A 14,035-nucleotide genomic window follows, 5' to 3' on the forward strand; every position below is an offset into this window, starting at 1 on the left:
CCTCACCTCGCCGGCGCCACCTCGCCGGCGCCCGGCCGGCCGCTCAGTAGGACTTGTCCTGGCCGAGGACGTGCTGGGCGACGAAGTTGAGGATCATCTCCCGGCTGACCGGGGCGATCCGGCCGGCCCGGACCGCGCCGAGCAGGGTGGCCACGCCGTACTCGGTGGTCATGCCGGCACCGCCGTGCACCTGGACGGCGGTGTCCACGGCCAGCGCGGCGGCCTCGCCGGTGGCGTACTTGGCCATGTTGCCGGCCACCCCGGCCTCCAGGTCGCGCCCGGCGTCGTAGAGGCTGGCCGCCTTGTAGATCATCAGCCGGGCCAGTTCCACCTGCACCGCGGCGTGCGCCAGCGGGTGCGACACCCCCTGGTGCGAGCCGATGCTCCGGCCGCCCCAGACCTTGCGGCTGGCGGTGTACTCCGAGGCGCGCTCGATGGCGTACCGGCCGGTGCCGGCGCCCATCGCGGCGACCGTGATCCGCTCCGGGTTCAGCCCGGCGAAGAGCGCCGGCAGGCCGGCGTCGAGCGACTGGCCGACCAGCGCGTCGGCGGGCAGCCGCACGTCGTCCAGGTAGAGCAGGAACTGGTTCTCCGGGGAGAGGATCTCCATGTCCAGCTTGGACCAGGTCAGCCCGGGCGCGTCGGTCGGCACGACGAACAGCGCCGGCTTGAGCTTCCCGCTCGCCGCGTCCTCGGTGCGGGCCACCACCAGCACGTGCCCGGCCTCGTCGACGCCGGAGATGTAGCACTTGCGGCCGGAGACCACCCAGTCGTCGCCGTCCCGGCGGGCCACCGTGCCGAGCCGGTGGAAGTTGGAGCCGGCCTCCGGTTCGGTGATCGCGAAGACGATCTTCTGTGAGCCGTCGGCGAGGCCGGGCAGGTAGCGCTTGCGTTGCTCGTCGGTGCCGTGCCGGGTGATCACGGTGGCCGCGATGGCGGGCGAGACCACCAGCAGCAGCAGCGGGCAGCCGGCCGCGGCCAGTTCCTCGCAGACCAGGGCCAGCTCGGTGATGCCGCCGCCGCCACCGCCGTACTCGGTGGGGATGTTGACGCCGAGGTAGCCGAGCCGGCCGGCCTCGTGCCACAGCTCGGTGGTGTGCTCGCCGGCCTTGGCCTTCTCCACGAAGTACCGGTGGCCGTACCGCCGGCCGAGCGACCGGACGGCGTCGCGCAACTGCTCCTGCTCCGGGGTGAGGTCGAAGTTCATCGCGGGGCCTCCAGATCGGGGTCGACCACTGCCAGCACGGCGCCGGTGTCGACCTGGCCGCCGGCGGGCACCGGCAGGTCGGCCACCACGCCGTCGGTCGGGGCGAGCACGGGGTGTTCGAGCTTCATCGCTTCCAGGGTGAGCAGCAGCTCGCCGGCGGCGACCCGCCGGCCGACCTCCACGTGCAGCCGGGTCACCGTGCCGGGCAGCGGGGCAACCAGCGAGCCGGCGGCCAGCTCCGCGGTGGGCAGCGGGAAGCGGGGCAGCTCGGTCAGGCTCGCCGCCCCGTCCGGGCCGTCCACGAACACCTCCGACCCGACCCGGTGTACGCGGCACGCCCGCCGCACCCCGGCCACGTCCAGCACGACCCGCCCGGGGGTGGCCTCGACCAGCGTCACGGTCGGCCGCGCGGCACCGTCGCCCGGTTCGCCGGCCCTCGCCCCGGCGCCGTCGACCACCGCCACCGACCACTCGGCCAGCGCGCCGCCGCGGTCGAAGCGGTAGCGGACCTCGATCTCGTCGTCTCCCCGGGCGTAGCGGACGACCTGCGGGACGGCCGGGACGTTGCGCCACCCGGAGGGGAGGCCGGCGAGCACCGGCGCGGCGGCGCGGCGTTCGGCGGCCCCGGCGAGGGCCGCCACCAGCGCGGCCACCGGAACCCGGTCGGCGGGCAGCAGCGGCGCGAACACCTCGGGATGCCGGTCCAGGAAGCCGGTGTCGACGTCGACGGCGGCGAACTCGGGGCTGCGCAGGATCCGGACCAGCAGGTCCCGGTTGGTGGCCACGCCGTGCAGCTCGGCCCGGGCCAGCGCGCCGGCCAGGGCGCGGGCCGCCTCGGCGCGGGTGGGCGCCCAGGCGATCACCTTCGCGAGCATCGAGTCGTAGTGGACGCCCACCACCGAGCCGTCGACCACGCCGGAGTCCAGCCGCAGGCCCGGCCCGGCCAGCGGCCCGAACTCGACGGCCACGCCGGGCAGCGCGAACCGCCGCAGGGTGCCGGTCGCCGGCCGGTAGCCCCGGGCCGGGTCCTCGGCGCAGAGGCGTACCTCGATCGCGTGGCCCGCGGCCGGCGGAGCCGCCGCCACCGGCAGCGGCTCGCCCTCGGCGACGAGCAGTTGCAGCCGGACCAGGTCCAGCCCGGTGGTCAGCTCGGTGACCGGGTGTTCGACCTGGAGGCGGGTGTTCATCTCCAGGAAGTGGATGTCGCCGTCGGGGGAGAGCAGGAACTCGACGGTCCCGGCCCCGACGTAGTCGACAGTCCGCCCGGCGGCCACCGCCGCCTCGCGCAGCCGCTGCCGCACCTCGTCGGGGAGGACACCGGGCGCCTCCTCGACGATCTTCTGGTGCCGGCGCTGGATCGAGCAGTCGCGTTCGCCCAGCGCCACCACCGTGCCGTGGGTGTCGCCGAAGATCTGCACCTCGACGTGCCGGCCCCGTTCGACGTACCGCTCGATGAAGACAGTGCCGTCGCCGAACGCGGCGGCCGCCTCGCGGCGCGCGGCAGCGACGGCCTCGGCCAGCCCGGCGGCGTCGCGGACCACCCGCATGCCGCGCCCGCCGCCGCCCGCGGACGCCTTCACCAGCACCGGGAAGGCGGTCACCTGGTCCGGGTCGGTCCAGGTGGGCAGCATCGGCACGCCGGCGTCGGCGAGCAGCGCCTTCGCGGCCATCTTGTCGCCCATCGCGGCGATCGCCTTGGCGGGCGGGCCGACCCAGGTGAGTCCGGCGTCGGCGACCGCGGCGGCGAACTCCGCGCTCTCGGCGAGGAAGCCGTAGCCGGGGTGGACGGCGTCCGCACCGGCCCGGCGGGCCGCGTCGAGGACGAGGTCGATCCGCAGGTACGTCTCGGCGGGCGTGTTCCCGGGCAGGCGTACGGCCAGGTCGGCCTCGGCGACGAAGGGCGCGTCGGCGTCGGCGTCGGAGTGCACGGCGACCGTCTCCACGCCGAGCGCCCGGCAGCTGGCGAAGATCCGGCGGGCGATCTCACCCCGGTTGGCGACCAGCAGTCTGTCGATCATCCTCGCTGAGCCCTTCTTTCGTTCGCGACCGCGGGACTCCGCTGCGCCGCGTTCCGCGCGCTCACCGGTCACATCCGGAAGACGCCGAAGCCGTCGGCGCCCTTCACCGGTGCGTTGTGGACCGCCGAGAGGCAGAGGCCGAGCACGGTACGGGTGTCCCGGGGGTCGATCACCCCGTCGTCGTAGAGCCGGCCGGAGAGGAAGAGCGCGCCGGACTGGGACTCGATCTGCTGCTCGACCATCATCCGCATGGCGGCGTCGGACTCCTCGTCGAACTCCCGGCCCCGGGCGGCGGCGGCCTGCCGGGCCACGATGGAGAGCACGCCGGCCAGCTGCGCCGGCCCCATCACCGCCGACTTCGCGTTCGGCCAGGTGAACAGGAACCGCGGCTCGTACGCCCGGCCGCACATGCCGTAGTTGCCGGCCCCGTACGAGGCGCCGAGGTTGACCGTCAGGTGCGGCACCGTCGAGTTCGACACCGCGTTGATCATGAGCGCGCCGTGCTTGATGATGCCGCGCTGCTCGTACTCGGTGCCGACCATGTAGCCGGTGGTGTTCTGGAGGAAGATCAGCGGGGTGTCGGCCGCGTTCGCGAGCTGGATGAACTGCGCCGCCTTCTGCGCCTCCGCGCTGAACAGCACGCCGCGCGCGTTGGCCAGCACGCCGACCGGGTAGCCGTGCAGCTCGCCCCAGCCGGTGACCAGGGCCGTGCCGTACGCCGGCTTGAACTCGTCGAACTCGCTGCCGTCGAGGATCCGGGCCAGCACCTCGCGCGGGTCGAACGGCACCTTGAGGTCGGCGCTCGTGATGCCGAGCAGCTCCTCCGGGTCGTACTTCGGCGGACGCGGGAACGCGGTGCGCGGCGGCGGGCCCTGCTTGCGCCAGTTCAGCCGGCGGACGCACTGCCGGGCCAGCCGGATGCCGTCCCGTTCGTCCTCGGCGAGGAAGTCGGCCAGTCCGGAGGTGCCGGCGTGCATCGCCGCCCCGCCCAGCGACTCGTCGTCGGTGACCTCGCCGGTGGCCATCTTCACCAGCGGCGGCCCGGCCAGGTAGACCTGCGACCGGTCCCGGATCATGATGACGTGGTCGGACATCCCCGGCACGTACGCGCCACCCGCGGTGGCGTTGCCGAAGACCACGCTGACCGTGGGGATCTTCGCGGCGGAGAGCCGGGTGAGGTCGCGGAACACCCGCCCGCCCGGAATGAAGATCTCCGCCTGGGTGGGCAGGTCGGCGCCGGCCGACTCGACCAGGTTCACCATCGGCAGCCGGTTGGCCAGCGCGATCTCGCCGGCCCGCCGGGTCTTCGCCAGCGACCAGGGGTTGACCGCGCCGCCGCGTACCGTCGGGTCGTTCGCGACGACCAGGCACTCGACGCCCTCGACCACGCCGATGCCGGTCACCACGCTCGCCCCGACCGGGAAGTCGGTGCCGTACGCGGCCACCGGCGACAGCTCCAGGAACGGGCTGTCCGGGTCGAGCAGCAGCTCGATCCGTTCCCGGGGGAGCAGCTTGCCCCGGGCGTGGTGCCGGGTCACGTACTTCTCGCCGCCCCCGGCGCGGGCCTGGTCGAGCGCCGCGTCCAGCTCGGCGAGGCGCTCCAGCAGCGCCGCGCGGTTGGCCGCGAACCCCGGTGCGGACGGGTCGACAGCGCTGTCCAGTATGGTCACAGCCCCATCCCCTTCGCGATGATCTCGTTCATGATCTCGGTGGTGCCGCCGCCGATGCCGAGGATCCGGGCGTCCCGGTAGTGCCGCTCCACCTCGGCGTCGCGCAGGTAGCCGAAGCCGCCGTGCAGTTGCAGCGCCTGGTCGACGACGTGGTCGCAGGCGGCCACCGCGACGTTCTTGGCCATCGCCACCTCGGTCACCACCGGCTCGCCGGCGGCCACCCGGGCGGCCACCTCGTGCACGTACGCCCGGGCCGCCTCGGCACGGGTGTGCATCTCGGCCAGCCGGTGCCGGACCAACTGCCGGCTGGCCAGCGGGCGGCCGAACGTGGACCGGTCCCGGCACCAGCGGGTGGCCAACTCGACGCAGCGCTGCGCGGTCGCGTACGCCTGGGTGGCCAGCGAGAGCCGCTCGGTGGCGAAGTGCTGCATGATCGCGAGGAAGCCGGTGTTCTCCTCGCCGATCCGGTTGGTCACCGGCACCCGGACGTCGACGAAGGAGAGTTCGGCCGTGTCCGAGCAGTGCCAGCCCAGCTTCTCCAGCCGGCGACCCACGGTGAACCCGGGCGTGCCCTTGTCGATCACCAGCAGGCTGAGCTCGCCGCTGCCGGGGAAGTCGGTGCAGACCGCGGTGGTCACGAAGTCGGCCCGGACCCCGCTGGTGATGTAGGTCTTCGACCCGTTCACCACGTAGTGGTCGCCGTCGCGGCGGGCGGTGGTGCGGATCGCGGCGACGTCCGAGCCGCCGTCCGGCTCGGTGATCGCCAGGGCGCCGATCATCGTCCCGGCGAGGGTCGGGCGGACGTACCGGTCGACCAGGTCGTCGTCACCCCGGAGTTGGCCAGCGGCGAGCCGGCCGCGGAGCAGACCGCCGCTCCGGCCGCCGGCCGCGGCGACCATGTGCGGCAGGGCGATGCCGTGCGTGAAGAGCGCCGCGACCAGCCCGGACGACCCGCCGGCGCGGATGATCTCCTCGGTGACCACTATCGAGTCGAGCAGGTCACCGCCGCTGCCGCCGACCGACTCGGGGAAGCCGATGCCGAGCAGGCCGATCTTGGCGGCCGTCTCGTGCAGCGACCGGGGCACCTCACCGGCCCGCTCCCAGTCGGCCAGGTGCGGCAGCACCTCCCGGGTGACGAACGACCGGGTCAGCTCGCGCAGCTGCCGTCGCTCCGGCGTGTCGACGATGGTCACGAGTCCTCCCCGGTGTTGGTGGCCGGCCTTGCCGCGAGGTCGGCGGGCAGGTCGACGATCCGGGACCGGAGCAGCTCGCCGAGCGCCTTGGCCTGCGGGTCGAACCGGGTGGACGCGGCCACCCCCTGACCGAGCAGGCCGCGGATCACGAAGTTCACCGCGCGCAGGTTCGGCAGCTCGTACCGCTCGACGGCCAGCGCCGCGGTCTCCGGAAGCAGCTCGGCCAGGCGCGCGACGGTGAGCCAGCCGCGCAGCCAGTCGTACGCCCGGTCGGAGCGGGCCCAGACGCCGAGGTTGGCGTCGCCGCCCTTGTCGCCGGAGCGCGCGCCGACCAGCTCGCCGAGCGGCCCGCGCCGGGTGGGCCCGCCGGCGACCGGCGGCGGCTCGGCCGGTGCGGGTTCCGGGGCCTCGGCGGCCGTGCGGGTCGGCGGCGGGATCGGCACCCGCTCGCCGGACGGGAGCACCGCGACGTGCGCCACCGCGTCCTGCGGCACGGTGTCGGCGGTGAACACCCCGTAGGGCGTCGCGTCGCCGGGCAGCGTGGTGAGCGTGCAGCCCGGGTAGGAGGCCAGCGCCAGCTCCACCGCGGCCGCCGAGAAGGCCCGCCCGGCCCGCGCCTTGTCGCCGTCGCGCAGGTGTACGTGCAGCAGCGCGCTGGCCGCCTCGGTGTCGGCGGCGTCCGGGTGGTCGGTGCGGGCCAGCGTGAACTCCAGCCCCTCCGTGCCGACCGCCTCCGCCAGCTGGCCCCGGACCAGGGCCGCCTTCGCCGGGATGTCCAGCCCGCACAGCACGAACGTCATGGAGTTACGGAAGCCGCCGAGGTTGTTGACGCCGACCTTGAGGGTGTCCGGCGGCGGTGTACCGCGCACCCCGCTGACCCGGACCCGGTCCGGGCCGTCGGCGCGCAGGGTCACCGTGTCCAGCCGGGTCACCACGTCCGGCCCCGGGTAGGCGGGCGCACCCACCTCGTAGAGCAGCTGGGCGGTGACCGTCTCGACGGTGACCCCGCCGCCGGTGCCCGGATGCTTGGTGAGCACGCAGGAGCCGTCCGGGTGCAGCTCGGCGATCGGGAAGCCGGGGCGGTGGCCGCCGTCCGGCAGTTCGGTGAAGAAGCTGAAGTTGCCGCCGGTCACCTGGGCGCCGCACTCCACCAGGTGGCCGGCGACCGTCGCCCCGGCCAGCGCGTCGAGGTCGTCGCGGCCCCAGCCGAACCGGGCGATCGCCGGGCCCACCACCAGGGACGCGTCGGTGACCCGGCCGGTGACCACCACGTCGGCGCCGCCGTCCAGGCAGGCCGCGATGCCGAACGCGCCGAGGTAGGCGTTCGCGGTGAGCGCGTCCGCGCGGTCCAGCGCGTCGCCCTCGACGTAGCCCACTCGGACCGGCAGGCCGAGCCGCTCGGCGAGCCCGCCGATCGCGGCGGCCAGCCCGGCCGGGTTCAGGCCACCGGCGTTGGTCACGATCCGTACGCCCCGGTCCAGCGCGGTGCCGAGACAGCCCTCCAGTTGGCGCAGGAAGGTCTTGGCGTAGCCCAGCGCCGAGTCGCGCAGCCGGTCCCGGCCGAGGATCAGCATGGTCAGCTCGGCCAGGTAGTCGCCGGTCAGCACGTCCAGGTCGCCGCCGTCGAGCATCTCCCGCCAGGCGCTGAACCGGTCCCCGTAGAAACCGGAGGCGTTGCCCACCCGCAGCACCTCGCTCATGCCGGCACTCCGCTTCGCTCCGTGCCGTCATGAGGCTCTCTCGCCCCGAACCCGATGATTCGCTCGCTTCGCTCGCTCATGCCGGCACTCCGCTCCCGACGCTGGCGTCCGGGGTCGGGCCGTCGGCCGGTGGGCGGCCCGCGCCCGGTGGGCCGGCGAACGCCTGCGCCACGTCGAGCCACTCGTCGGCGACCGGGCCGGTGGCCGTCAGGGCCAGGTCGGCGCGGTGCCGGCGCTGGGTGACCAGCAGGCAGAAGTCGAGCGCCGGGCCGGTCACCCGGTCGGTGGCGTCGGCCGGGCCGTAGGTCCAGGTCGTCCCGTCGGGCGCGGCCAGCTCGACCCGTACCGGCGCCGTCGGCACCGGCCGGCCGTGGGCGGCGAAGCTGTGCCCGAGGGTACGGAACCCGAGGTACGCGACGTGCCGGAGCCGTTCGCTGGCGGGACGGGTGACGCCGAGCGCGTCGGCCACGTCCGCGCCGTGCGCCCAGGTCTCCATGATCCGGGCGGTGGCCATCGAGGCCGGCGACATCCGGGTGCCGTACCAGGGCAGCTTCCCACCCGGCGGGGCGGCGGCCAGGGCGTCGGCGAGCGCGGAGCGGCCGGCCCGCCAGCGGGCCAGCAGCTCGGCCGGCGGGGCGAGGAACTCCTCGGCGCCGTCGTCGACCAACCGAGCCGGATCGGGGGCCGCGGTGACCGAGGCGAAGAAGGCGGTGGCGTCGGTGGCGGCGAGCAGTGCCACGTGGTCGGTCCAGGCGAGGTGGGCGATCTGGTGCCCGATCGTCCAGCCCGGTGCCGGGGTCGGTCGGGCCCAGTCGGCCGGCGCCAGGGGACTCACCAGGGCGTCCAGCTGCTCGGACTCGGTGGCCAGATCCGCGAGCAGGTCTGCGAGGTCGACCATGGTGCCTCCGGTCGGGACGGGCGGTCAGGGCGTGGGCGTGAGCACGGTGGCGAGCTGGCGCTTCCAGGTGGCGAGCAGGGCGGTGCGGCGGTTCGAGTCGTCGTTGAGCAGGTTGGCCACCCCGAGGCCGCGGAGCAGGTCGAGGGTGGCCTGGACGGCCTCGCGGACGCCCGGGCGGCGTTCGTCGACGCCGAGCAGGGCGACGGTGAGCCGGTGCATCTCCCGGCCGACCCGGGCCTCCAGCGGCACCAGGGCCTCGCGCAGCTCCCGGTCGGTGCGGGCGGCGACCCAGAGTTCCAGGGCGGCGACGAAGAGCGGGCCGGTGAAGGCGGCGCCGAGCAGGTCGATCACCCGGTCGAGCCGCTGCGGACCGGCCGGCAGGGCCTCCGCCTCGGTGCGCAGCTCGACCGCCCGGCGCTCGGCGAGGTGGTCGACGGCGGCGATGACCAGGGCGGCCTTGGTGGGGTAGTGGTGCAGCTGCGCGCCCCGGGAGACGCCGGCCCGGGCCGCGACCAGCGTGGTGGTGGTGCCGGCCCAGCCGTGCTCGACCAGGCACTCGACGGTCGCCTCCAGCAGCCGGGTGCGGGTGGCGCGGCTGCGTTCCTGTTGAGGGACGCGGATCGATGCGGCGGGCACGGGGACAGCGTGCCGGCCTCGAAACAAACAGTCAAGCCTGACTTTTTCTGGTGGGAGCCGGTCCGCGGCCCGCCTGCTGGGGCGGAGACCGTGGCGCTGATGTCACAAACGATTCATCACTACCGCCGATGCCGTCCGGCGGCGGTGGAGACGGAACGGGGTGCCGGCCGGGCCGGGCTGGGACCGGTCGGGGTCAGCGGCCGTCACGCGGGGCGAAGACGGCCAGCGCGTCCGCGTCGCTGTGCCGGGAGCGCAGGTACTCGTCGGCCCACTCGGCGGCGTCCGGGAAGGTCGACTCGGCGGCCACCCGGGCGCAGGCGGCGTCCACGTCGAAGGCGGTCCGGCGCAGCTGCACGCCGGGACCGAGCAGCGCCCAGTCCGCCCCCGGGCCCCCGTACGGCATGCCGATGCTGCCCGCGTTGACCACCAGGCGCCGGTCGACCAGCCGGGTGAACGGCATGTGGGTGTGCCCGCAGACCACCGTGCGCACCTCGGCCGGTACGTCGGCGAACACCTCGGCCCAACGTGCCATCCGGGTGTCGACCAGCACGACCTCCTCGTCGTCGCGCGGCGTGGCGTGGCAGAAGAGCACCGGCCCGAGACCGGCGACCTCCAGCGTGACCGTCAGCGGCAGCGCGGCCAGCCGGGCCAGCTGGTCGTCCCGGAGTTGCTCGGCGGCCCAGTTCGAGACGTCGATCGGGGACTTCCGGCCGGCGCGCGCCTCGACCAGTTCCCGGTCGGCGTTGCCGCGTACCCAGCAGACCCGGTCGCCCAGCCCGGCGAGCAGGTCGAGCACCTCGACCGGCTGCGGGCCGGCGGCGATGTCGCCGGTGAGCACGATCAGGTCGGCGGCGGCGACGTCCGGCTCGGCCAGCACGGCCTCCAGCGCGGGCAGCGCCCCGTGGATGTCGGAGAGTACGGCGACCCGGTTCAGCATCGGTCCAGCGTGCGGGACCGGCGTCGCCAGGTCCAGGAATTCTGCGCCGGGCAGACGAGGTGCCGAACCGGCCCGGACCGACGACGCGGTCCGGGCCGGGTTTGTCACGGCGGCCGGGGGCGGGCCCCGGTCGGGTCAGACGCGGGCGCGGCGGGCCAGGCGCTCCGGGTCGAGGATGATGATGCTCTTGCCGTCCAGCCGCAGCCAGCCCCGGGAGGCGAAGTCGGCCAGCGCCTTGTTGACCGTCTCCCGGGAGGCGCCGACCAGCTGGGCGATCTCCTCCTGGGTGAGGTCGTGGGTCACCCGCAGCACGCCGCCGTCGCGGGTGCCGAACCGGCCGGCCATCTGGAGCAGGTTCTTCGCCACCCGGCCGGGCACGTCCGTGAAGATCAGGTCGGCCAGCGAGTCGTTGGTCCGGCGGAGCCGGCGGGCCAGCACGCGGAGCAGCTGCTCGGCGATCTCGGGCCGGTTGTTCAGCCACGGCCGCAGCGCCTGCTTACGCAGCCGCACCAGCCGGGTGTCGGTCACCGCGGTGGCGGTCGCCGTACGCGGACCGGGATCGAAGAGCGACAGCTCGCCGACCATGTCCGACGGGCCCATCACCGCGATCAGGTTCTGCCGACCGTCCGCCGCCCGGCGGCCGACCTTGATCTTGCCAGACAGCAGGATGTAGAGACTGTCGCCGGGCTCGCCCTCGTTGAAGACGATCTCGCCCTTGCGGACCTCGATCGTCTCCATCTCCTTGGCGAGCGCCTCGGCAGCCTCCGGGTCGACCCCCTGGAAGATCCCGCTGCGGGCCAGTACCTCGTCCATCGCGCACCTCCGGTTGCGCGTGCCGTCTGCTCGGCCGGGTCCGCCGTCCGCTGATCCCTCGCGCGCCGCCAAGTCTAGGCACAACAGCGCGCGAATCAGAGGTGCACCCCTGGAATCTTGATCCCCGGGCGTAACCCACCCGACCCGTGCGACCAGTAGGATCACGCGATTTTCCGGACCGGGGCGGGCCGGATACGGACCGGGTCGTAGGGTCACGGCGTGCTGAGCGACCCCCTGCTGACCACCCGCCACGAGAGCGGGCGGGACGTGCCGCTGCTGGTCTGGCGGGCCGACCGCCCGCTGCGCGCGGTCAGCTCCGCGCCGCTGGGCGGCGGCATCGGGGAGCGGCGGTGGGTGGTCAACGCGACAGTCCCGATGTCGTACGACCGGGACGACCCGGCCGACCACCTGGCCGGCCTGGCCGCCCAGCTCGGCCTGGACGGGCCGGGGGTGGGCCTGCTGACCGGCGTCGACGTGGCGGAGGTGGTGGCCCGGACCGACACCGGCGTGCGGGCCTGGGCGACGGTCGGGCTCGGCACCCCGGTCTGGGCCGCCGCGCCCGCGATGGCCCCCGGCCAGCGGGTCGGCACTGTCAACATCGTCCTGTACGTGCCGGCGCGGCTCGGCGACGCCGCGCTGGTCAACGCGGTGGCCACGGCCACCGAGGCGAAGGCGCAGGCGATCGGCGAGCTGGGGATGCCGGGCACCGGCACCCCGACCGACGCGGTCACCGTGCTCTGCCCGGCCGACGGCCCGGTCGCCGAGTACGGCGGCCCGCGCTCGGTCTGGGGCGCCCCGCTGGCCCGGGCGGTGCACGCCGCCGTGCTGGCCGGTGGGGCCGGCCCGGTGGTCCCCTGGTCGGATCGGCTGGCGGGCTGAATTCCTGGCCGATCGGCCCTCGTCGGCCCGTTTGCCGGCCGGTAGGGTCGCGGGCGATGTACGCTGCCGCCCCCGCCCCGTCCCGCCCGCGCCGCCGCCCGGCGTTGGCGCTCGTCGTGCTGCTCGGCGCCCTGCTCGCGGCCGGGTGCGGCGGCGAATCGGGGGACGGCCCGGTCTGGCAGCCCGGCGCGGGCGGCGGCGGCACCGGCGCCCCGGTCGGCTCGGCCCCCGCGACGCCGGCCGAGAAGTCCATCTCGCTCTCCGCCACCGGCGACATCATCATGGGCAACGCGCCGAACCGGCTGCCGGCCAACGGCGGCAAGGGCTTCTTCGACTCGGTCGAGAAGGCGCTCGAGGCCGACCTGGTGATGGGCAACCTGGAGGAGCCGCTCACCGTCGACACCGGCACCGGCAAGTGCGGCGCGAACTCCACCCGCTGCTTCCAGTTCCGGGCCCCGCCGGAGTACGCCGCACACCTGCGCGACGCCGGCTTCGACCTGCTCAACCAGGCCAACAACCACGGCTACGACTACGGCCCGAAGGGCTACGAGAACACCCAGAAGGCGCTGGAGCGCTACGACCTCGCGCACACCGGCGCGCCCGACCAGATCACCGTGGTCGAGGTGGCGGGGGTCAAGGTCGCCGTCGCCGGCTTCTCGTCGTACGTCTGGTCCAACAGCCTGGTCGACATCGCCGCGGCGAAGCGGGTGGTCACCAGGGCTGCCGGGATGGCCGACCTGGTGGTGGTGCAGGTGCACATGGGCGCCGAGGGGTCGGACAAGACCCGGGTGCGGCCCGGCACCGAGCTGTTCCTCGGCGAGAACCGGGGCGATCCGGTCAGGTTCTCCAAGGCGATGATCGACGCGGGCGCCGACCTGATCGTCGGGCACGGCCCGCACGTGCTGCGCGGCATGGAGTTCTACAAGGGCCGGCTGATCGCGTACAGCCTCGGCAACTTCGCCGGTGGCGGCAACTCGCTGAGCAACGCCGGCCGGCTCGGCTGGGGCGGGGTGCTCAAGGTGTCGCTGAAGCCGGACGGCAGCTGGGCCGGCGGCTCGTTCGTCTCGACGTACATGAACTCGGCCGGCAAGCCGACCATGGACCGTGACGACCGGGGCCTCGGCCTGGTGCGGCAGCTGACCCGCAGCGACTTCCCGAAGACCGGCGCCCGGTTCGACGACTCCGGCAAGATCAGCCCGCCGACCGAGGGCTGACCCGCCGGCCGGGCGCGTGGGCCCCGGCGGTTCGTCGGACGGGCGACGTAGGCTGGCCGGCGTGACCACCAGCTCTCCCGGTGCCACCGAGACCGACCTCGGGCGCAAGCGGCGCGCCCGGAAGATCGGCCGGGTGCTGACCGAGACCCATCCCGACGCGCACTGTGAGCTCGACCACTCCAACCCGCTGGAGCTGGCCGTGGCGACCATCCTCTCCGCCCAGTGCACCGACAAGAAGGTCAACGAGGTCACCCCGAAGCTCTTCGCCCGCTACCCGACCGCCGCCGACTACGCGGGTGCCCAGCGGGCCGAGCTGGAGGAGCTGATCCGCCCCACCGGCTTCTACCGGAACAAGACCGACTCGTTGATCAAGCTCGGCCAGGCGCTGGTGGAGCGCTACGACGGCCGGGTCCCCGGCAAGCTGGCCGACCTGGTGACGCTGCCCGGCATCGGCCGCAAGACCGCGAACGTCATCCTCGGCAACGCCTTCGACGTCCCCGGCATCACCGTCGACACCCACTTCCACCGGCTGGTGGGGCGCTGGCGGCTCACCGGGGAGACCGACCCGGTCAAGGTGGAGCACGCCATCGGGGCGCTCATCGAGCGGCGCGACTGGACGATGTTCTCGCACCGGGTGATCTTCCACGGCCGGCGGGTGTGCCACGCCCGCAAGCCGGCCTGCGGCGCCTGCACCCTGGCGAAGCTCTGCCCCTCCTACGGCACCGGCCCGACCGAGCCGGCCGCCGCCGCCAAGCTGCTCAAGGGCCCCCGGGCGCGCGACCTCGCGGTGGCCGCCGGGGTCGACCCGGAGCTGGTGCCGGTCCAGGCGGTCGTGGCGGAGGCACCGTGAGCGCGTGGAGCGAGCCGGTC

At 74.5% G+C, this 14,035-nt stretch carries 12 protein-coding genes; 3 read left to right on the forward strand and 9 right to left on the reverse strand.

Annotated elements, in window-relative coordinates; all coding sequences use genetic code 11:
• Positions 1-43 precede the first annotated feature (43 nt).
• The 9 genes from SM577_RS03475 to SM577_RS03515 all read right to left on the reverse strand — a co-directional run bounded on the left by SM577_RS03475 (position 44) and on the right by SM577_RS03515 (position 11,072).
• Complete coding sequence (locus tag SM577_RS03475; RefSeq protein WP_302920596.1) at positions 44-1,207, reverse strand: acyl-CoA dehydrogenase family protein; 1,164 nt, start codon at positions 1,205-1,207, stop codon at positions 44-46.
• Complete coding sequence (locus tag SM577_RS03480; RefSeq protein WP_474586276.1) at positions 1,204-3,225, reverse strand: ATP-binding protein; 2,022 nt, start codon at positions 3,223-3,225, stop codon at positions 1,204-1,206. The genes SM577_RS03475 and SM577_RS03480 overlap by 4 nt, the downstream gene beginning before the upstream one ends.
• Positions 3,226-3,293: 68 nt before the next feature.
• Complete coding sequence (locus SM577_RS03485) at positions 3,294-4,895, reverse strand: acyl-CoA carboxylase subunit beta (protein WP_474586277.1); 1,602 nt, start codon at positions 4,893-4,895, stop codon at positions 3,294-3,296.
• Positions 4,892-6,088 (reverse strand): acyl-CoA dehydrogenase family protein, encoded by a 1,197-nt coding sequence (locus tag SM577_RS03490; RefSeq protein ID WP_474586278.1) that lies wholly within the window; start codon positions 6,086-6,088, stop codon positions 4,892-4,894. Before SM577_RS03490 ends, SM577_RS03485 begins: the two co-directional genes overlap by 4 nt.
• Positions 6,085-7,788 carry an acyclic terpene utilization AtuA family protein gene (locus SM577_RS03495; RefSeq protein ID WP_474586279.1) on the reverse strand — a complete coding sequence of 568 codons (1,704 nt, stop codon included), beginning with the start codon at positions 7,786-7,788 and terminating at the stop codon, positions 6,085-6,087. The genes SM577_RS03490 and SM577_RS03495 overlap by 4 nt, the downstream gene beginning before the upstream one ends.
• 76 nt (positions 7,789-7,864) lie before the next feature.
• Positions 7,865-8,686: a TIGR03084 family metal-binding protein gene (locus tag SM577_RS03500; RefSeq protein ID WP_474586280.1), complete on the reverse strand. Its 822-nt coding sequence runs from the start codon at positions 8,684-8,686 to the stop codon at positions 7,865-7,867.
• A 24-nt stretch (positions 8,687-8,710) separates the two neighbouring features.
• Positions 8,711-9,322: a TetR/AcrR family transcriptional regulator gene (locus tag SM577_RS03505; protein WP_474586281.1), complete on the reverse strand. Its 612-nt coding sequence runs from the start codon at positions 9,320-9,322 to the stop codon at positions 8,711-8,713.
• Between the two features lie 193 nt (positions 9,323-9,515).
• Positions 9,516-10,259: a metallophosphoesterase family protein gene (locus SM577_RS03510; protein ID WP_302920603.1), complete on the reverse strand. Its 744-nt coding sequence runs from the start codon at positions 10,257-10,259 to the stop codon at positions 9,516-9,518.
• 135 nt (positions 10,260-10,394) lie between these two features.
• Positions 10,395-11,072, reverse strand: coding sequence for a Crp/Fnr family transcriptional regulator (locus SM577_RS03515; protein ID WP_007466162.1), 678 nt, complete (start codon positions 11,070-11,072; stop codon positions 10,395-10,397).
• A 219-nt stretch (positions 11,073-11,291) separates the two neighbouring features.
• On the opposite strand from SM577_RS03515, the gene SM577_RS03520 reads away from it, so the two are divergent.
• The 3 genes from SM577_RS03520 to nth all read left to right on the forward strand — a co-directional run bounded on the left by SM577_RS03520 (position 11,292) and on the right by nth (position 14,015).
• Positions 11,292-11,951: an adenosylcobinamide amidohydrolase gene (locus tag SM577_RS03520; RefSeq protein WP_302920604.1), complete on the forward strand. Its 660-nt coding sequence runs from the start codon at positions 11,292-11,294 to the stop codon at positions 11,949-11,951.
• A 56-nt stretch (positions 11,952-12,007) separates the two neighbouring features.
• Positions 12,008-13,165 (forward strand): CapA family protein, encoded by a 1,158-nt coding sequence (locus SM577_RS03525; RefSeq protein ID WP_302920605.1) that lies wholly within the window; start codon positions 12,008-12,010, stop codon positions 13,163-13,165.
• 61 nt (positions 13,166-13,226) lie between these two features.
• On the forward strand, positions 13,227-14,015 hold the full coding sequence (nth, locus tag SM577_RS03530) for an endonuclease III (RefSeq protein ID WP_302920606.1): 789 nt from the start codon (positions 13,227-13,229) through the stop codon (positions 14,013-14,015).
• The last annotated feature ends 20 nt before the right edge of the window (positions 14,016-14,035 follow it).

Source organism: Micromonospora desertarenae, from assembly GCF_056150265.1.